This is a genomic window from Candidatus Liberibacter americanus str. Sao Paulo, assembly GCF_000496595.1.
Classification (GTDB): Bacteria; Pseudomonadota; Alphaproteobacteria; order Rhizobiales; family Rhizobiaceae; genus Liberibacter; species Liberibacter americanus.
Window position 1 is genome coordinate 411852 of record NC_022793.1, and the last position, 19099, is coordinate 430950.

A 19099-nucleotide genomic window follows, 5' to 3' on the forward strand; every position below is an offset into this window, starting at 1 on the left:
TGCGGTTGTTTTTTATAAGGAGAATTTGACGATTAGTAAGATTTTTGGATCAGTTAGGCTAGGTGAGGGCAAAAAGGATAACAGCAATGTTATTCGTGAGATATTAAGCACCACACCTAAACTTATAAGAGTCGTTGATATAGGAGGTCAGAATCCAGAAGATATGAATACGTCTGATGCTTTACAAATAGCATTTGATAGACATCTTGATCTTGTTATTATTAATCCTGAGGTTACTCCTCCTATTTGCAAAATGATTGATTTGAAAAAGAGGAGTTATGCTCTACGCAAGAATGCATTAGAAGCTCGTAAAAAACAGAAAAGTGTTGATGTAAAAGAAGTAAAATTGCGTCCTGTAATTGATGAGCATGATTATCAAATCAAGGTAAAAGCTATAATTGGTTTTTTAAAGCAAGGATGCAAAGTGAAGATATCTCTCAAGTTTCGTGGGCGTGAGATTGCTCATCAAGATATTGGGTATGATCTTTTTAATAGGATAAAGGAGCAGGTAGTTGATTTTTCTAAGGTTGATTATGAGCCAAAGCTTGAAGGTAAGCAAATGACAATGATCTTATCTTCTAAGTGATAATTTTTTTTCTAGTTGTTATATCTTGAATATTTATTCACAGAATGTATATTGTCCATGTATTGGAATTGATGCGATATCTTTTTCTGATCATGTTGTTATCCCAGTTGATATTATTTTTTATTGATCATTCCTGCTAAATATGGAATGTTTTTTTATGCTTGAGGTGATGGGGTGAAAAATGCCTAAAATGAAAACGAATTCTTCTGCTAAGAAGCGTTTTAAAATTACTGCTGGGGGGAAAGTCTTGGCACAAGCTGCTGGTAAGCGTCATGGAATGATAAAGAGATCAAACAAGTTTATTAGAAATGCGCGTGGTACTATGGTTTTGGCTAGTCCTGATGCGAATAAGGTTGTGGCAAATTATCTTCCTAACGGAATGTGATGTTCGTGGATATAGTAGGTTTTCTTTCTTGAGGAGATACGGTAGTGACTCGTGTTAAAAGAGGTGTGGTTTCTAGCGCCAAGCACAAAAAGGTTTTAAAGTTAGCGAAAGGTTTTTATGGTCGTCGTAAAAATACCATACGTACTGCTAAGGCTGCTGTAGATCGTTCTAGACAGTATTCTTATCGTGATCGTAGAGTTAGAAAGAGAGATTTTAGATCACTATGGATTCAGCGTATTAATGCTGCAGTTCGCATGCGTGGTTTAACTTATTCTAGATTTATTGAGGGTTTGCGTAAGGCGAGTGTCTTTCTTGATCGTAAGGTTATTTCTGATATAGCTATAGAAAAGCCAGATTTTTTTGATAAAATTGTAGAAATTGCTAAGGGTAATTTGGCTTATCTGAATGATATTCAGTGTTTTAACAAGTAAATTATTACTTGTTTTTTTGATGATATATAGTGTTTTATGCAAAGATATTCTGTGTTTTGCATTCTGTTGTTGTCTTAAATAGTTTTATATCGTATCGCGGTTATTATGGTTATATGGTTATATGGTTATTAGGTGTATTTTAGATGATTAATGGTAATGTTTTTGATGATAAATTAAAAGCATTGAACTGTTCTATAATAGATTCTATTGATTCTGCTTCCAGTACTGATCAGATCGATTCAATACGGGTTTCTGCTCTCGGGAAAAAGGGTAGTATCACTAGCCTTTTAAAAGAATTAAAATACTTAGATCCAGATCTTAAATGTTCTAGAGGGGCTATTCTAAATAGAATTAAGGATGAGTTATCCAAGAGGATTTCTTCTCGTAGAGAATCGTTAAAGAGTAGTTCTATTTGTTTTAAAATATCATCTGATATCGTAGATGTTACTTTGCCTGTTCATTCTTCTCCATGTAATAGAGGGCGTATTCATCCTATTACTCATGTTATTGATGAAGTTACTTGTATTTTTACAGATATGGGATTTATTGTAGAAGAAGGGCCTGATATTGAAACCGATTATTATAATTTCGGAGCATTAAATTTCCCAGATGGTCATCCTGCTCGTCAGATGCATGACACTTTCTTTGTTTCTGCAGTTGAAGGTGAAAAGAATAAGCTTTTACGTACACATACATCTCCGGTGCAGATTAGAATTATGGAATCTCAGGATTTACCTATAAAAGCTATTATGCCTGGCAAGACCTACCGTCGTGACTCAGATTCAAGTCATTCTCCAATGTTTCATCAAATTGAAGGATTAGTTGTTAGTAAGTCTGCTACAGTTGCAAATCTTCGTTGGCTTTTAGATTTTTTTTGTAAATCGTTTTTTGAAGTTGACAGTCTTAAAATGCGATTTCGTCCCTCATTTTTCCCTTTTACTGAGCCTTCTTTTGAAGTTGATATTAGGTGCAGTCGCTCTAATAATGTTATAAGGTTTGACGAAGGTACAGAGTGGATGGAAGTTTTAGGGTGTGGTATGGTTGATCCTAGAGTACTGCGTGGTGTTGGCATTGATCCAAATGTGTATCAAGGATTTGCATGGGGTGTAGGGCTTGATCGTTTAGCTATGTTGAAATACGGCATCCCTGATATACGTGATTTTTTTGCCGCTGATGTTTCTTGGATTAATCATTATGGTTTTTCTCCATTAGAAACTCCTCCTTTATTTGTCTCATTTTAATAAGGATAAATTTCATTGAAGTTTACTTTGTCTTGGTTAAAAGAGCATCTTATTCTAGATTCTAGTCTTCAAGAAATATGTGATAGATTAACTTCTATTGGTCTTGAGGTTGAAAAAGTTGATGATAGAAGTTCTATGTCATTTTTTAAGATAGCTAAGGTAATCTCCGTAGATTGTCATCCTAATTCAAGTAGTCTTAAGATATTAAAGATTGATGCTGGTAGAGAAGAGCTTTTACAAGTTGTTTGTGGAGCTCCTAATGTCAGGCCTGGCTTATTAGGTGTTTGGGCTCCTCCTGGAAGTTTTATTCCTGCTACTAATATGAAAATTGGTAAGAGTAAAATTAGAGGTGTTGAAAGCTATGGTATGATGTGTTCAGAACAAGAGTTAGTTTTGTCTGATAATCATGATGGCATTATGGAATTAGATTATGATGCTCCTATAGGAGGTACTTTTATCGATTATTTTGGATTATCTGATCCAATTATTGAAATTTCTTTGACCCCAAATAGATCAGATTGCGCTGGCGTGCGTGGTATTGCAAGGGATTTATATGCATCTGGTTTGGGTACATTAAAAGAAATTGATTATCCTGCCTTCGATGTTTGTGGATCAATTCCATTAGATATTATGATTAATTTAGATGATTCTAGTTTATGTAATGGATTTTCAATGTGTTACGTTAAGGGAGTGCGTAATGGTACTTCACCTGTTTGGATGCGTCGCAGATTGGAAGCTGTTGGTTTACGATCTATTAGTATTATTGTAGATATTACAAACTATATTGCCTTAGATTTAGGATATCCTTTGCATGTTTTTGATGCTTCTAAAATATCAGGAAATATTGTAATCCGTAATGCGCGAGATGGTGAAAAAATTATCGCTTTAAATGATAAAGAGTATAATCTATCAAGAAATAATGTTGTAGTTGCATCCGATAATGTTGTCGAATCTATTGCGGGGATTATTGGAGGTAAAAGCTCTTGTTGTGATGATAATACGGTAGATATTTTGATTGAATCAGCTTTGTGGGATCCTCTTAATATATCTAGATCTGGTCAGAATTTAGGAATAATAACCGATGCTCGGTATCGTTTTGAGCGCGGAGTAGATTTGCAGGGGATGATACCTGCTCTCAAATATGCCGTATCGTTAATTATATCTTTATGTGGAGGAACTCCTTCCGAAATTCATGTTGTAAGGAATGAAAAATATAAACATCGTATAATTGATTTTGATAATGCGGAGGTAAAAAGATCAACAGGTGTTGATGTTCCTATTGATTATAGCTTGGATATTTTGCGAAAACTTGGTTTTGATGTAGATGATTTAAATGGAAGATTAATTGTTTATACTCCTTCTTGGCGCAATGATGTTGAAGAGCAGGCTGATTTAGTAGAAGAGATTCTGAGAATTTATGGAGTTGATAAGATTGAACCTGATCCACTTTTTTTAAGTAAAGGAAACTATAAATGTGGTTTATCAGTTCAACAAAAGAGAACTCGTTTGTCAAAACGAGTTCTTGCTACTCGTGCTATGATGGAGGTAATAACTTGGTCTTTCATTTCAAAAGAACAATCAGTTTTTTTTGGAGGTGGTCAGCCTGAATTAGAGATTTTAAATCCAATTTCTTCAGATATGTCTGATATGAGAACATCTCTTTTACCTGGATTATTAGCAGCTGCTAAGCGTAATGTTGACCGTGCAATTTTCGATCTATCCATATTTGAAGTCTCTCATGTTTATGATAATGATATGCCTTCATCTCAAAAGTGTATGGCAGCAGGAATTAGAAAGGGCTCTTCTAGAATGAATGGAGCTGGAAGATTTTGGTCAGATAGTTCTGAAAAATGCAAATATGTAGATTTATTTGATGCTAAGGCTGATGCATTATCTGTTATAGAAACTTTTGTTCCTATTGATAAAATTATAATTGAAGCTGATGCTCCTTCTTGGTATCATCCAGGTCGTTCTGGGGTAATTAAGATGGGTAAAGATATTATCTTGGGTTGTTTTGGAGAATTTCATCCTAAGATTTTAGATTTTTTTGGATTATCAGGAGCTATATGCGGTTTTGAAATTTGTATTGATTCAATACCTGTTTATAAAAATAAACGTAGTCCTACTAAAAAAGTTATGCGTGTTTCATCATTGCATCCAATTAAACGTGATTTTTCTTTTGTGGTAGACAAGTCAGTTCCTGCCGGTAAAATTGTTGATCTAGTTAGAAAAGTAGACCGAGATCTTATAGTTGATGTGGTAGTTTTTGATGTTTTTGAAGGTTCATCAGTAGGGGATAATAAAAAATCTATTGCTATTGAAGTTTTGATTCAGCCTTTGAAAAGTACTCTTTGTGATTATGATTTGCAAAAATTGACAGATAGTATTGTAAAAGTAGTTGTGAAAAACACAGATGCTGTGTTGCGTTCTTAGTAGATTATCACTTATTTTAATTGAAATTATGTGTTCTAATCTTCTATTATATTTTGTTTAGTCAATTGTTTAACGATAATATAGTTGTATTTTTCTGTTAATTCTGTAATTTTTATGCTATTATTTATCAAAAATTTATTGAATTTTATGAAGAACATTATCACTAATTATTTTTTTATTGTCGATTGTTTTATTTAAATATGATCTTTAGTAAAATATTTTATATTTATAATTATCAGTCTTTTCCTTATATTTATATATCATAACTTTTTTATATAAGGCTTTTTTTTTAGTTATTAAGTTTACTTTAAATATACGATATTGTTGTTGGTTCTTCTTAAGAAGATCAGATTTTTATCTTTGAACTTAAATATTTCTTAATTTAAATTAGTCATTTAATCCTAATGCAATTTATATTAAATAAAAATTTTTCGTAACAATATTTTTTGATGTTTATCATTATCGTGCTTTTTATAGTAAAATTTTAGTTAATAATATGAAAAATATTTATTAACTGTATTGTAATTTATGATTTCATTGTTTATAACCTATGGTTAATTTGGATGGAATTATGTAACCTGATTTCCATGTTTGCATTTTTCAATTGACGATTTCATTAATTGAAGCCGTTTGTTGTTTTTCTAGTAGAAAAGAATAGGGATTAACTATGAGATTAAAAAGTTTTTATCTAGGATCTGTTGCTGTATTTGCGATGTATTCTTATGCTGGTGCTGCTTATGTAGCTAATAAAAAGAATGTTGCTTATTCTGGTTTAAAGCTTGAATGGTTTGTTGCATCTAAATTAGTTGCTGATTATACAAATAAAGATAGTAAAATTTCGCAATTTGCTTCATCTACGTCTGAACTTACTTTAAGTTCTACTCGTCGTACTAGATTAGGTGTTGTTAATGGATCTGCAACTATTGTTGCTGCTACGAAACCTTCTAATTCAGTATCATTAGGTGATGTTTATATGAGTTTAGGTGGTTTTAAGTTAGGTTATTATGATCCTTGGAAGATTGAAGGTCTTTCTTATAAAGGAATTTCTTTAAAAAATAAAGAGCCTAGGTTACATTCTATTTCTTATGAAAATACTCATAAGCTGTTTAAGTATGGTCTTTCTGTTGATTATTTTGATTTGGGATCTAATGATGTGAAATCATTGGGAGTAGGTTATTTAGCTTCAGTTGTTTTAGGTAAGGCTAAAGCTGCAGTTAGTGGTGGATATGATAATAAGACTGATGCATTTGCTGTGCGGGGTGTTTTAACCTCTAATATTGGTCGTGGTACATTAGATTTAGCTGGTCTGTTTGCAAGTGGTGCTAATTCTTACTATGATGCCTCTAAATATTCTGTTGCTGCTTCGTATAAATTTAATTTAAATGATAAGTTTAGCATTGCTCCAGGAGTTCAGTATTTATTTGATACGAAAAAGACAGATGGTAGTTTCGCAGGCGATTGCATTGTAGCAGGTGCTGATGTTGGTTATAAAGTATCAGATGCTTTATCGGCAAATGTTTCTGCAACTATGAGAGGTCTTAATAAAGATGAATCTAAGATGGAATTATCTTTTTCTTTAAAACACTCTCTGTAGAAAAAACAGGTCATTTTATTCTCTAAATTAAAGGTAGTCACTTTGTGGCTGCTTTTAATTTTTGCTTAACTGGTTTGATAAATTATACCTACGAGCTAGTTTGATAAATTATGTCTATACGTGCTATTTAATTGGATTATTCTTTATATTATGATTACTTTTATAAAGATATCCCAATCATCCATAATAATATTATAATCAGCGTTATGTATTTTTTTTAATTGGCTGGGGAACTTGGATTCGAACCAAGATTAACGGTGTCAGAGACCGTCGTTCTGCCATTGAACTATTCCCCAATACAGTTAGATATATTAATCACAAAACTTCACACTATCAATATAATATAGTAATATGTTGCGTATATGAATTTAATATAATTATCAATAATGATAAAGCAATGCTTTAGAATATATATTGTTATTTGATATTTTTTAATATGGCATATTATGCTTTTATAAATTATATATCAAATAATTTATAATTGTATAGTTGGCAATTTAGATATTTTATTTTTATATTATTTTCTTGATGCAATTAATTTTATTAATTGTAATACATCTTTACGGTCTATTACTTTATTTTATAAAAAATTTGCTCTATCTTTTGATAATTATTTTTACGATTAGACAAAGTTATAATAATTATTAGTTAAATATATCTTTTATAGATAGAAGGTAAGAATAAACTATGGATAAGTTATTAAGCGGCTATTCTAGGCGAGATTTAACTAATAAAGTAAAGAAGTCTTCTCTGCATAAGTCATCTCGTGATTGGTTATACAGGCATATCAATGATCATTATGTGCAACAATCAAAATTAGATGGATGGCGTGCTCGTTCTGCATATAAATTGCTTCAAATTAATGAAAAACACGGAATACTTATTCCTAATAGACGTATTGTTGATCTTGGATCAGCTCCAGGAAGTTGGTCACAAGTGGCAGCACATGTAATTGGTGCAAAATCTGATGATATCCGTATTGCTGCTATAGATATATTAGATATGAAACCAATTGAAGGTGTTGATTTTTTCAAATTTGATTTTTTAGATTTAGAATCTTGGGATTTTATATGTAAGGCAATAGGTGGAAAGCCAGATCTTGTTCTTTCTGATATGGCTTATCCGACTACTGGTCACCGTAAAACTGACCATTTGCGTACTATGAGCTTATGCAAAGCTGCTTCATTTTTTGCTTTGGAAATGTTAAATGAGAATGGTGATTTCCTTGTAAAAACATTTCAGGGAGGAACAATTAGTGATATATTGTCTATTCTTAAAAAACATTTTCAAAAAGTAATTCATATTAAACCGATGGCATCGCGCTCAGAATCAGTGGAAATGTTTTTATTAGCAAAAGGATTTCGAAAGTAAACATAAATTAGAGTTTGCTAAAAACTTATTATGAACTTAACAAGTATTTTATTAATTAATTATCTATCGATAGCAAATTATAATAATTTTTATCGTAAAGAAGATTTCCCAAAGATAGTTATTGTCAAATCAGTATTGCAATAGTATGGGATGGATGAAACGATATTTTTTAAAAATTAAATGTTCTTTGTAGGAGTATATAGAAAAAATAAATGATTTAAAAAAGATTTTCTTTGTAAATTACAGTGGTAAATATGCAATTATACTCTCAATTATCTGATAGCAGTTATTATAAAGATTGATTGAATTACATGTAGAATTGGATAATGTTATTATCAATTTAAGTTCTTTTAATTATAAGGCAGAAATAACAAAAAAAATTTTCTAACATAAATCGAACAAATAAATCTGTCTTATATAGCCTACAAATCTATTTTCTATATCATATAAGAATAATATAATAATAATACTATATTTTGATGGTAGGCATGGCAAGAATTGAACTTGCGACCCCTACGATGTCAACGTAGTGTTCTACCACTGAACTACATGCCCATTTACAAAGTGATTTAGTTATTGTTTATGTATATAACATAATATCGTCAACTTATTTTTATATTTTTTCTATTAAATATTACAATGTTAGCAATCTGTTTACTTCATTTACTAGATCTTTTAAATGAAAAGGCTTGGAAAGAACTTTTGCGTTTTTTGGCGCACTAGAGCCAGGGTTTAATGCTACAGCGGCAAAACCAGTAATGAACATTACTTTTAAGTCAGGATCTATTTCAGTTGCTTTACGTGCTAGCTCGATACCATCCATTTCTGGCATTACAATATCTGTCAACAACAAAGAGAAAGGCTCTTCGCATATTTTTTTGTACGCTATCGCTCCATTACTACAAGGTGTAACTTCATAACCGGCTTTTCCTAATGCCTTAATTAAAAAATTTCGCATGTCATTATCATCTTCTGCTAGGATAATTTTTTGATTCATTTTGGAGAACTGCTATGTATAAAAAAATAGTTGCGATCTTATGTTGATGTGTATTGTGATTTTATGTGATGATAAAATCATTGGCTATTTATAATAATTGTCATTCTTGATTATAACCCTTTCTTTAAATATTTAATACATATCTATTCTATATTTTATACCTAAATTTATTACATCATTACCTTCATATTGTTGCACTATTATAAATATATTTTTTATTTAATTACAAATTATTTTGTTTAAAATAACACAGAAAATAAACATTTAAATGTTACCTTAATATTATCAATAAATACTATTTACCATGTTGGAATGATGAATGAACTATCTTTAGGGAAAAGATCTTTAATATATTGCTTAACTTCTTCGTTACGATATGATTCTACTAAAGTTTTTACCCAAGGTTTATCTTTATTCTTAGATTGCACTACAATCAGATTTGCATAAGGATTATTGATATTATCCTCTGAAAAAATAGCGTTTTCAGGCTTGATTTTTGCTAATATAGCATAGTTTGTGTTAATTACTGCTGCATTAACATCATTAAGTGTGCGAGAAACTTGTGCTGCATCAATCTCAATGAATTGCGCATTTTTAGGATTTTCTGCTATATCAGAAATACTTTTAATATCTTGTTTCTTTTTTAATTTTATAAGTTTGCATTTTTCTAGAAGCAAAAGCGCTCTTTCGAAATTTGTTGGATCGTTTGGGAGAGAAATAATTGCATTTTTAGGTATATCTGCAATTTTTTGTACTTTATTAGAATATATTTTCATAGGAGTTATTATTGTAGTTGCTACTGATTCAATTTTATATCCTTTGGCGTTAATCTGATTATTAAGATATTTTTCGTGTTGAAAAGCATTAGCATCTATATCTCCGTTATCAAGGGCTATATTTGGTGTCATGAAATCAGAGAATTCTATAATTTCTATGTTAACACCGCTTCTAGCTGCTATTTCTTTAACTTTTTTCATGATATCAGCATTTTCACCTGGATTTACTCCAATTTTTATGGAGTTTTTTTGAGTTCCTGCTGAATAATTATTGTTTATCTTTATTACAATTACAGTAGATATAATTATAAATATCATAGTATATATAATACGCATATATTTCCTCATTCTATTTTAATGATGTCTATTGATTTGCTTTTCTACTGACTTACCAATTATTTGTATAATTTGTACAAGAGCTATTATCGTTAATATTACGAAGAATGTGACTTCTGGCATAAATCTTTGGTATCCATATCTAATGGCAAGATCTCCTAATCCACCACCACCAATAGTTCCTGCCAGGAATGAGTAATTTATTAATCCTATAAAAGATGTAGTAACGTTTCTTACTATGCTAGTTTTTGACTCAGCAATCAAAATTTTAAATACAATTTGTAATGGTGAAGCGCCCATGGCAATCCCCATCTCAATAAGATCATTGCTTACTTCGCGGATAGATCCTTCTATCAGTCTTGCTATAAAAGATATAACAACAATAGATAATGGAATAATCGCTGCTTTAGTACCAATAGATGTTCCTATAATATACCTTGTTATAGGTATCATAGCTATAACAAGAATTATGAACGGTATAGAGCGTAAAATATTTATTATAAAACCAATCAATGCGCTTATTATTGGGGCAGGGAAGAGCCCATTTTTATCACTTGTTGCTAGGAATAATCCAACAATAATTCCTAATATAGATCCAATAATCCCAGAAATACTGGTCATATAAATTGTTTCGAAAAGCCCTTGAATAATATGATTCAACAAATCAATCGACATAACCTAAAACCTCTGCAGATAGTTGATTTTTGCTGAAAAAATTATTTACATTAACGTTATAGATATGAGGATATGAAATTATCAAAATACCTACTGATGTTCCAGCTACTTGATCAATTCCTCCTCCTATAATGTTAATATTTATATCTAACTCTTTAACAAGTCTTGATAGAATGGATTCTTTTGATTTGTCCCCTAAAAAAGAAACTCGTGTTATTGTATAGCTGTTGTTATTAGGAATTTTATAAATACGTTGATTTAATTCTTCTGGCATCTTGCAAGTTGATAATGTTGAAAGAATAGATTTGGTAACATTGTGTGATGCTTTTTGAAAAATACCTATAGTTTGTCCGCTCTCAATAATCTTTCCATTGTGCATAACTATCATATTTGATGCTATATGTTTGATAACTTCCATTTCATGAGTAATTAGCAAGATGCTAATACCCAAATTCATATTAATTTTCTTGAGAATATTCAAGCAAGATATGGTTGTTTCAGGATCAAGTGCAGATGTTGCTTCATCAGCAAGTAATATATCAGGATTTGTAGCGAGAGCTCTAGCAATCCCGACAAGCTGTTTTTGTCCACCTGAAAGCCTTGAAGGATAAAAATCTTTTTTATCAATAAGATCCATAAGCTCTATGATTGGCATGACTACAGAAGCAATAGTTTGTCTATCTTGTCCAATAATTTCAAGTGGTAAAGCAATATTGTCATATACTGTACGTGAGGATAGAAGATTAAAATTCTGGAATATCATTCCTATTCGACGACGCATCAAGCGTAAATCATTAATATTCAAGGATCCAATATCAACTCCATCTACTTCTATTTTTCCAGAAGTAGGCGTTTCTAGTTTATTGATCATGCGCATTAACGTGGACTTTCCTGCTCCAGAATGTCCTATAATTCCTGTTATTTCCCCCTTAGAAATGGCAAAACTAACATTATTCAGTATATTCTTTGTATTGTTGATTGAAGTTACTTTTTTGTTTACTCCTGAAAATTTTACTACGGGATTAGGAATACTTTCGCCAATCAAGCTATGAATTATGGAGTCGCACATAATTGTTTACCCCCTCTTTATATAAATAACGACATAGCAAAAAATACTAGAAATATCGAATTAAATGTGTTGTAAGGGAAAAATATTTATTGATCTATACTGAGTGATATAATTAAATGATTGTTATAAATAACAATGTGGATAACTTAGCCAAACAGCTACCGATTATATTACTATTATCTAAAAAGTAAATAGTATATTAAATGTTGTATATTTATTAAAAAACATTGAGTTGTGTTATCTATTTATGTTACACTCAACCATGTTGAATTTAATATATTTTTATGCAACACATGCATTTTTTGGGAGGATATGATAAATGATTGGTTTAAAATTACCTCAAGTGATTTTTCATACTAGGGTTCAAGAATTAGGATCAGATGGATCTAAATCCTTTAAATGGGTGGATGTAACTACTACAGATTATTTCTCTGGTAAAAGGGTAGTTATTTTCGCACTCCCAGGCGCTTTTACTCCTACTTGTTCAACATATCAGCTTCCTGGATTTGAAAAAATGTATGATCAGTTTCGTTGTGAAGGAATAGATGAAATATATTGTCTTTCTGTAAATGATGCATTTGTTATGAATTCTTGGGGTAAAAGTTTAGGAATATCTAATGTTAAATTATTGCCTGATGGTTCAGGTGAATTTACACGTAAAATGGGTATGCTAGTTTATAAAGATAATATCGGATTTGGATTGCGTTCTTGGCGTTATGCAGCCATTGTGAATGATATGATAGTTCAACATTGGTTTGAAGAAAAAGGTTTTTCTGATAATTGCACTACTGATCCTTATGAAATTTCTTCTCCAGAAAATGTTTTGAAAAGTTTGCAAGCAGATAATAAATAATTAATAGTTATGTAACGTAATGGTGTATCTTTTTATCTAATTTGTTCTTTAAGAATCTTGTTTTGATATTAGGATACACACTGATTGTTTTCAATATGTAAAGATTATTTTACTTGTATTCTTTGTTTTATCTAAGTTCCTATTTTAGGGCAGGATGCAGTTATAATTTTATTGATAATTAGTATATATATGTGGCATTAAATTTTATCAAAATCTGGTATAATATATCGCATATGGGGATTAAATACTTTGTTTTTTAATTCTTCATATTTTATGATTTGATTGATTTATGAATTTAAGATATAATATAGTATAATATAATATATTGCTATTTCAATAGTTGCTAATACCTTTATAATTAAAGTAAAAAGATTTTTAGTAATAATTAGCAAAGATTTGCATTGTTTAAAGATAATAACTGATAGTTTCATCCCTCATTATTTTAGTTTTTAACGGATCTTACAATAGTATTTGAAAGCATTAAGTATGACAATATCAAGAGTGTTGTTAGGTTGATTTATATTGTTGGCTCTATTATAACTATTTCTTTATATCGTTATTTCATAATATAATGTATTTGCTAAATTTATTCTTTGAAAAATATCAAATATAAATAGCTAGAATGCATAATAATATTGATTTATTTATTCGTAATAGGTCTAAATTGCTGAAATATATCTAGAATCTTTACTATTTACACTACAATGATATTAATTTTTATATCTTGCTTGTTATGTGGTTATTATATATTGCAAGCTTGTGATATGCTTTTTGTATCTTCTGAAGTTTTTTTATTACAGCTGCTATCTCTTTTATCTTTTCTGCATTCTCTGAAAAATTTTATCTCATTTTCTATTTTAATTTATCATCATGCAATAAATCACAGCTTAAAAAGTATTGAAAACGATCATAAGTTAGTTAATGCAATCTTTTTCGTATTTTTAATATTAATTTTAGAAGATATTTATATGAAAATTGCGGAAAGGGTTATGACAGCATTACCCTTTCCGCTAAATTATTATTAAGTTAACAAAGACTATATATTAATTTCGTCTAATTTAAATTTTATATTTGTTGAATAATTATCTTGATAGTTATTATTAATATTGATTATTCTCATTATTTCCTTATGTGTTGTTTGCAGCTTTTGATTTTTCCTCTTCTGCATCTTTTGCTATTTTTTCTGTTTCTGCAACTTTATCTTTTGCTGCGGTTGCATTTTCTTCAGCTTTTGATTTTGTAGATTCTGCATCTTTTGCTATTTTTTCTGTTTCTGCAACTTTATCTTTTGCTGCGGCTGCATTTTCTTCAGCTTTTGATTTTGCCTTAACTGCATCTTCTGCATTACTTGCAGATGCTTTAGCTGTTTCTGTTGCTTTTGTTAGTTCTTCGTCAGCTTTTGATTTTGCATCTTTTGCATTACTTGCAGCTGCTTTAGCTGTTTCTGCTGCTTTTGATAATGCTTCTGCATTTTTTGATTTTTCATCAACTTTATTAGCTGCTACTTCTTGTGTATCTTTTGCGCCTTTTTCAGTTTCTGTATCTTTTGCGCCTTTTTCAGTTTCTGACTGTCCTTTTGTACCTGCGCCTTCACCTGATTTGTTAGAATTTTCTTGACCTTTTATTTCATCTGCTGAATTTACATCTGCTTTTCCGGTATTGAATTTGATTCCTAAAAAATCACAGCCTGATAGAAGTGTTGAAGATGATAACAAGGCAGTTAATACAATTTTTTTTGTGTTTTTTAAATTCATTTTAAACTCCTGCATATAAATTTTAGTCAAATAGATGGTTCCAGCTTAATATAATCTCATTGGTTGTGTCAATAGTTTAATCTGGAATAGATTATAATTTTAATAATTATGTGTTGTTTTTAGCTTTTAAGTTTGCCTCTCTCTTCTGTATCTTTTGCTGTTTCTGAAACTTTCGATTACGCTACAACGTATAAACCGTATTCAGATTTTTCTAGCAAGTCAACTGCAACTTTTGCGTCTTTTTGTTTTTTAGTGGTTTCATCTTCTGCTTTTTTTGCTGCTTCTGATCCTGGATGCTTTGATGATTCCCTATCATATTTATAACCTGCAAGCGCTGAATCTGACTCAGCTTGTGAAACTTTTTCTTTTGTTTTTGATACTTCTTCTTCAGCTCTTGATTTTTCATCAGCTGCAGCTTTTTCATTATTTTCAGCTTCTAAAACTTCTTTGTTTGTTTTTGATACTTCTTCTTCAGCTATTGATTTTTCATTAATTGCAGCTTTTTCATTATTTGCATCTTCTGATTTTGCCTCTTTTACATCTTTTAATTCTCTATCTGATGCTCCTTTATCTTTTCCTTCAGTTTTTGACTGTTTATCTGTATTTGAGCCTGCACCTGATTTATCAGGTCCATTATTTCTTTTGGATCTTTTTGGCCTGCACTTGATTGATCATTTCTATTGTCATTTGTTGATTTTTCTTCGACTTTTGCTGCTTTTTCAGTTTCTCCCTGTGCTTTTGTACCTGCGCCTTCACCTGATTTGTTAGAATTTTCTTGACCTTTTATTTCATCTGCTGAATTTACATCTGCTTTTCCAGTAGGGAAACTGATTCCTAGAAAATTACAGCCTGATAGAAGTGTTGAAGATGATAACAAGGCAGTTAATATAATTTTTTTTGTATTTTTTAAATTCACTTTAGGTTCCGTATATAAATTTTATTCAAATAAATTGTCCCCCAGCGCAACACAATCTCATTGGTTGTGTCAATAATTTAATCTGGAGTAGATTATAATTTTAATAATATTGGCTTTTAGGAAGGTATAATTCTTCTCTATTACCTTTTAAAAAGTCGTGCTATCATTATTAAAAAATACTGTCAAACAAATGATTTATATAAATTATTTATATATTTAATGGTGCCCAGAAGAGGATTCGAACCTCCACGCCTTGCGGCACAGATACCTGAAACCTGCGCGTATACCATTCCGCCATCTGGGCTAGTTATTTAACTTAAGGACTTGATTCTAAGTAATCTAGATTTATTGTCAAATTGTTTGACAATTTTTTTGTTTTATTTTATAAGATAATGCTATATTTAGTAAAATTATAAAATAATTGCTATCTTGATATAAAAATTTCCTAAATAACTAGTATTAATCAGTTTTTGACTAATATTTTTAGATAAATTACAATATATTTTAATATAACTTATTTATTTATATTTTTTATGAGATGGATTCGGTCATTACTAGTAATGATTATTCCTATCTAAAATGCTATTTTTATGTCTTATATTGATAAAATATTGTATTTATTAAAAACTGGTATATCAATTTTATTATAATTTATTCATTTTTAAATTATAATTTACTCTTAAGATAATCTTATTTATTTGATTAGACGAGGAAAATTATCAATTGTTTTTTTATTTATATATAAATGATAATACAAAATATAAAATTTATTTTTGAAAGATTAATTAATTATATATATCCAAAAATATGTCCTGTTTGCAAAATTACTATAGATCGTGATTTTTGTTTATGTGCTTGTTGTTGGTCAGAAGTATATTTTATATCTACTAATATGTATAATTCAGCAAATACAAAAGATATTAGTATTAATAAAAATTCTTTATTTGCACACGATATGCAATTAGAACAAATAAGTTCTGTTGCTTTATATTGCGGGATATCTTGTATTTTAGTTCGCCTTTTAAAATATCATGATAGGATAGACTTGTCTGTTATGATGGCCAAGTGGATGTTTCGTGTTGGAAGAGTGTTGATTGAGGAATCTGATTTGATTATTGCTATTCCACTTCATTACTTTCGCTTGATGAGTCGTAAATATAATCAATCAGCTGAACTTGCACGATTAATTGCCAAATATGGGAATAAACCATTCATTTCAGGAGCCTTGATCCGTTCTCATTATACTAAGCAACAAGTAGAATTATCTTTTTCTGCGCGCAAGAAAAATATTTATAACGCATTTACTGTTACAGATGATTTTACACAATACTTGTCTGGATCAAAGGTTCTCCTTATAGATGAATGTATACACAACCGGTGCAACAGCACGAGCAGCTGCTATTGCTATCAAAAAATCAGGTGCAAAAAGTGTAAGCATCCTAACTTTTGCTAGGTCAGCACTTAATAGATAAGAATATTTATCTATTGAACATTCAAAAATCTTAAAAGACATATATTATTCATATACATCTTTTATCTTTAATCCATCAATGTTGGCTGCTATATACGCTACTGTTTTTTTGTATACCATAGAAGCATTCCAGCGGTTAAGGATTTTAAAGTTTGGTTCTTGTGGTTGATATCCATACATAGCATTCCATCCACTTTTCTTTAAAAAATTTGCAGCTGATTCAATAGCGTCTAGATTAGAGTTTACAACATCAGCTTTACCGTCTCCATCCGCATCTACTGCAAATCTTTCTACATTGGTTGGCAGAAACTGAAATTGACCTATTTCACCATGAGGAGCTCCAATGGAATCAATGCTTATAGTCCCATTATTTACCAAAGAAACAGCAGTAAAAAACTGTTCAGTGAATAGCTTGGAACGTCGACAATCATACGATAAGGTTGCGAGTGCTGAAAGTGTATTAATTGTTCCTTTTTTTGTTCCAAACTTGCTTTCTAATCCCCATAGAGCCATCAATACGCCAGGAGAAACACCATAATTCTTTTCTACTTTTTTAAGAAAATCAGAATATTTTCTTTTCATAGATTTGCCATTTTCAATAACACTAGCAGCAGATACTTTTTTGAGAAATTCGTCAAAAGATAATTTGAATATAGTTTGTTTGCGATCAAGTTCGATTGTTTTGAAACTGTATTCAAGATTCGAAAATATATCATTTACAATCTTTATATTAATGCCTTTTTTTATAGCTTCATTACGTGCTTCTGATATCCACTCCTTAAAATTATCAGGGTTATCACTGCATATAGACACGGTAGATACAGGTGAAACCTTTCTATTAATTCCTTTTTTTTCTGAGATCCACTCCTTAAAACTATCAAGGTTATCACTGCATATGGTCATGGTAGATACAAAATAAAGCGCTATTAAAAGAACTATCTTCTGAATTATAAATCTTTTTGAAAACACAGTATTAATACTCTCTGTTGTAATGATATGAAGGTTATATTAAATTTTGTTTTCCACTAGAATTTCTGCAATCTGTACAGCATTTAACGCGGCTCCTTTTCTTAAATTATTGGAAACAATCCATAAATTAATGCCATTTTTTATCGTGTCATCCTCTCTAATTCGTGACACAAAGACATGGTCTTTTTCATTGCATTCAGAAGGAGTCATATATCCTCCATCTTTAGGTTCATCTATGACTATACAGCCTGATGATTTGCTTAAGATAGATCGAGCTTTTTCTGCCGTAATGCAATTATTGAATTCTATATTAACAGATTCCGAATGCCCAATTAAAACTGGCACTCTAGCAGCCGTACAATTAATTTTTATATTTGGATCCAATATCTTATTTGTTTCGACAGCAACTTTCCATTCTTCTTTTGTGTAACTATCGTTCATGAAAACATCTATATGCGGTATTATATTAAATGCTATATTTTTGGTGAATATTTCTGGTGTATTTGTTTGTGATTTAAGGAAAGATTTTGTTTGCTCAATGAGTTCATCCATACCCTTTTTTCCTGCTCCAGAGACTGATTGATATGTCGATAAAACAACTCGTTTTATGTTAGCATAGTCGTGTAGAGGCTTTAGGGCTACAACTAGTTGAATAGTAGAACAATTAGGATTTGCTATAATATTCTTTTGATATGCTAAAGAAATTGCTTCTGGATTGACTTCTGGGACTATTAAAGGAACTTCATCATCATATCGCCAAGCTGAAGAGTTGTCTATAACTATACAACCAGTTTCGGCTATTTTAGGTGATATATTCTTGGATATTTCGCTTCCAGCTGACATAAGACAAATATCAGTTCCAGAAAAATCATATGAATCAAGATCTATAACTTCGAGGCTTTGATTTCTAAATGGAATTTTCTTTCCAACTGACTTCTTAGAGGCTAAAGCTGTAATTTCACGTATTTGTAAACAACGTTCAGAGAGGATTTTAATCATCTCCCTGCCGACATTTCCTGTTGCTCCAACAATTGCGATTTTAAAAGCCATAATTACTTCTTCTTGCGTAATTGAGATGTTATTATAAGTATTATGCGCAGTACAAACGAATTAAACAGTTCATCTTTATTCTAAATTTAATATTTTTTTAATATTAGTCAATAGCTTCTTAGATTTGATATTAATTCAATTTAATTTAACTTAATTTGTGTTTTGGACTTAAGATGCTTTCTGAGATGAGTA

At 30.5% G+C, this 19099-nt stretch carries 18 protein-coding genes and 3 tRNA genes; 10 read left to right on the forward strand and 11 right to left on the reverse strand.

The genetic code is table 11. From position 1 onward, the window contains the following. Nucleotides 1–25 precede the first annotated feature (25 nt). The 6 genes from infC (at nt 26) to LAM_RS01775 (ending at nt 6670) form a co-directional block, all read left to right on the forward strand. Nucleotides 26–586, forward strand: coding sequence for a translation initiation factor IF-3 (gene infC / locus LAM_RS01750; protein ID WP_007556992.1), 561 nt, complete (start codon nt 26–28; stop codon nt 584–586). 181 nt (nt 587–767) lie between these two features. Then, on the forward strand, nt 768–971 hold the full coding sequence (gene rpmI, locus LAM_RS01755; protein ID WP_007556993.1) for a 50S ribosomal protein L35: 204 nt from the start codon (nt 768–770) through the stop codon (nt 969–971). A gap of 44 nt (nt 972–1015) precedes the next feature. Beyond that, nucleotides 1016–1402, forward strand: coding sequence for a 50S ribosomal protein L20 (gene rplT, locus LAM_RS01760; RefSeq protein WP_007556994.1), 387 nt, complete (start codon nt 1016–1018; stop codon nt 1400–1402). Between the two features lie 143 nt (nt 1403–1545). Continuing rightward, entirely contained in the window at nt 1546–2643 is a 1098-nt protein-coding gene (pheS, locus tag LAM_RS01765) for a phenylalanine--tRNA ligase subunit alpha (protein WP_007556996.1), read from the forward strand. A gap of 15 nt (nt 2644–2658) precedes the next feature. After that, nucleotides 2659–5076, forward strand: a complete 2418-nt coding sequence (gene pheT / locus LAM_RS01770; RefSeq protein ID WP_007556997.1) for a phenylalanine--tRNA ligase subunit beta — start codon at nt 2659–2661, stop codon at nt 5074–5076. 667 nt (nt 5077–5743) lie between these two features. Next, nucleotides 5744–6670: a porin gene (locus LAM_RS01775; protein ID WP_007556998.1), complete on the forward strand. Its 927-nt coding sequence runs from the start codon at nt 5744–5746 to the stop codon at nt 6668–6670. A 222-nt stretch (nt 6671–6892) separates the two neighbouring features. Here the strand turns inward: LAM_RS01775 and LAM_RS01780 are convergent. After that, a tRNA-Gln gene (locus LAM_RS01780) sits at nt 6893–6966 on the reverse strand. 391 nt (nt 6967–7357) lie between these two features. On the opposite strand from LAM_RS01780, the gene LAM_RS01785 reads away from it, so the two are divergent. Beyond that, on the forward strand, nt 7358–8041 hold the full coding sequence (locus LAM_RS01785) for an RlmE family RNA methyltransferase (RefSeq protein ID WP_007556999.1): 684 nt from the start codon (nt 7358–7360) through the stop codon (nt 8039–8041). Nucleotides 8042–8521: 480 nt separating this feature from the next. On the opposite strand, the gene LAM_RS01790 is transcribed toward LAM_RS01785, so the two are convergent. The 5 genes from LAM_RS01790 to LAM_RS01810 all read right to left on the reverse strand — a co-directional run bounded on the left by LAM_RS01790 (nt 8522) and on the right by LAM_RS01810 (nt 11894). After that, nucleotides 8522–8596, reverse strand: a tRNA-Val gene (locus tag LAM_RS01790). A 79-nt stretch (nt 8597–8675) separates the two neighbouring features. After that, nucleotides 8676–9038 (reverse strand): cell cycle two-component system response regulator CpdR, encoded by a 363-nt coding sequence (cpdR, locus tag LAM_RS01795; RefSeq protein ID WP_007557000.1) that lies wholly within the window; start codon nt 9036–9038, stop codon nt 8676–8678. Nucleotides 9039–9337: 299 nt separating this feature from the next. After that, nucleotides 9338–10132 carry a MetQ/NlpA family ABC transporter substrate-binding protein gene (locus LAM_RS01800; protein ID WP_040055860.1) on the reverse strand — a complete coding sequence of 265 codons (795 nt, stop codon included), beginning with the start codon at nt 10130–10132 and terminating at the stop codon, nt 9338–9340. A 36-nt stretch (nt 10133–10168) separates the two neighbouring features. After that, entirely contained in the window at nt 10169–10825 is a 657-nt protein-coding gene (locus LAM_RS01805; RefSeq protein WP_007557002.1) for a methionine ABC transporter permease, read from the reverse strand. Further along, complete coding sequence (locus LAM_RS01810) at nt 10815–11894, reverse strand: methionine ABC transporter ATP-binding protein (protein ID WP_007557003.1); 1080 nt, start codon at nt 11892–11894, stop codon at nt 10815–10817. Before LAM_RS01810 ends, LAM_RS01805 begins: the two co-directional genes overlap by 11 nt. A gap of 319 nt (nt 11895–12213) precedes the next feature. On the opposite strand from LAM_RS01810, the gene LAM_RS01815 reads away from it, so the two are divergent. Continuing rightward, complete coding sequence (locus LAM_RS01815; RefSeq protein WP_007557004.1) at nt 12214–12747, forward strand: peroxiredoxin; 534 nt, start codon at nt 12214–12216, stop codon at nt 12745–12747. Between the two features lie 1127 nt (nt 12748–13874). Here the strand turns inward: LAM_RS01815 and LAM_RS01825 are convergent. After that, nucleotides 13875–14501, reverse strand: coding sequence for a prolipoprotein diacylglyceryl transferase (locus LAM_RS01825; RefSeq protein ID WP_023466220.1), 627 nt, complete (start codon nt 14499–14501; stop codon nt 13875–13877). A 132-nt stretch (nt 14502–14633) separates the two neighbouring features. Between LAM_RS01825 and LAM_RS05265 the strand changes: the two genes are divergently transcribed. Next, the gene (locus LAM_RS05265; RefSeq protein ID WP_144079398.1) at nt 14634–14825 is read left to right on the forward strand and encodes a hypothetical protein; all 192 of its coding nucleotides are present in this window, start codon (nt 14634–14636) and stop codon (nt 14823–14825) included. 220 nt (nt 14826–15045) lie between these two features. Here the strand turns inward: LAM_RS05265 and LAM_RS01835 are convergent, their stop codons facing one another. Further along, on the reverse strand, nt 15046–15378 hold the full coding sequence (locus LAM_RS01835) for a hypothetical protein (RefSeq protein ID WP_144079399.1): 333 nt from the start codon (nt 15376–15378) through the stop codon (nt 15046–15048). Between the two features lie 259 nt (nt 15379–15637). After that, nucleotides 15638–15721: transfer RNA gene (locus tag LAM_RS01840), tRNA-Leu, on the reverse strand. 441 nt (nt 15722–16162) lie between these two features. Here LAM_RS01840 and LAM_RS05465 point away from each other — a divergent pair. Beyond that, nucleotides 16163–16870: a ComF family protein gene (locus LAM_RS05465; protein WP_007557132.1), complete on the forward strand. Its 708-nt coding sequence runs from the start codon at nt 16163–16165 to the stop codon at nt 16868–16870. 63 nt (nt 16871–16933) lie between these two features. Here LAM_RS05465 and LAM_RS01850 read toward each other — a convergent pair whose 3' ends face one another. Both LAM_RS01850 and LAM_RS01855 read right to left on the reverse strand, forming a co-directional pair. Beyond that, nucleotides 16934–17857 (reverse strand): lytic murein transglycosylase, encoded by a 924-nt coding sequence (locus tag LAM_RS01850; protein WP_007557134.1) that lies wholly within the window; start codon nt 17855–17857, stop codon nt 16934–16936. 39 nt (nt 17858–17896) lie between these two features. Continuing rightward, complete coding sequence (locus LAM_RS01855; RefSeq protein ID WP_007557135.1) at nt 17897–18907, reverse strand: aspartate-semialdehyde dehydrogenase; 1011 nt, start codon at nt 18905–18907, stop codon at nt 17897–17899. Between the last annotated feature and the right edge of the window lie 192 nt (nt 18908–19099).

Coding starts and splice junctions, on each gene's coding strand:
- rpmI (WP_007556993.1), top strand. CDS start 768: ATGCCTAAAATGAAAACGAATTCTTCTGCTAAGAAGCGTTTTAAAATT.
- pheS (WP_007556996.1), top strand. CDS start 1,546: ATGATTAATGGTAATGTTTTTGATGATAAATTAAAAGCATTGAACTGT.
- LAM_RS01775 (WP_007556998.1), top strand. CDS start 5,744: ATGAGATTAAAAAGTTTTTATCTAGGATCTGTTGCTGTATTTGCGATG.
- LAM_RS01785 (WP_007556999.1), top strand. CDS start 7,358: ATGGATAAGTTATTAAGCGGCTATTCTAGGCGAGATTTAACTAATAAA.
- cpdR (WP_007557000.1), bottom strand. CDS start 9,038: ATGAATCAAAAAATTATCCTAGCAGAAGATGATAATGACATGCGAAAT.
- LAM_RS01800 (WP_040055860.1), bottom strand. CDS start 10,132: ATGATATTTATAATTATATCTACTGTAATTGTAATAAAGATAAACAAT.
- LAM_RS01805 (WP_007557002.1), bottom strand. CDS start 10,825: ATGTCGATTGATTTGTTGAATCATATTATTCAAGGGCTTTTCGAAACA.
- LAM_RS01810 (WP_007557003.1), bottom strand. CDS start 11,894: ATGTGCGACTCCATAATTCATAGCTTGATTGGCGAAAGTATTCCTAAT.
- LAM_RS01815 (WP_007557004.1), top strand. CDS start 12,214: ATGATTGGTTTAAAATTACCTCAAGTGATTTTTCATACTAGGGTTCAA.
- LAM_RS01825 (WP_023466220.1), bottom strand. CDS start 14,501: ATGAATTTAAAAAACACAAAAAAAATTGTATTAACTGCCTTGTTATCA.
- LAM_RS05465 (WP_007557132.1), top strand. CDS start 16,163: ATGATAATACAAAATATAAAATTTATTTTTGAAAGATTAATTAATTAT.
- LAM_RS01855 (WP_007557135.1), bottom strand. CDS start 18,907: ATGGCTTTTAAAATCGCAATTGTTGGAGCAACAGGAAATGTCGGCAGG.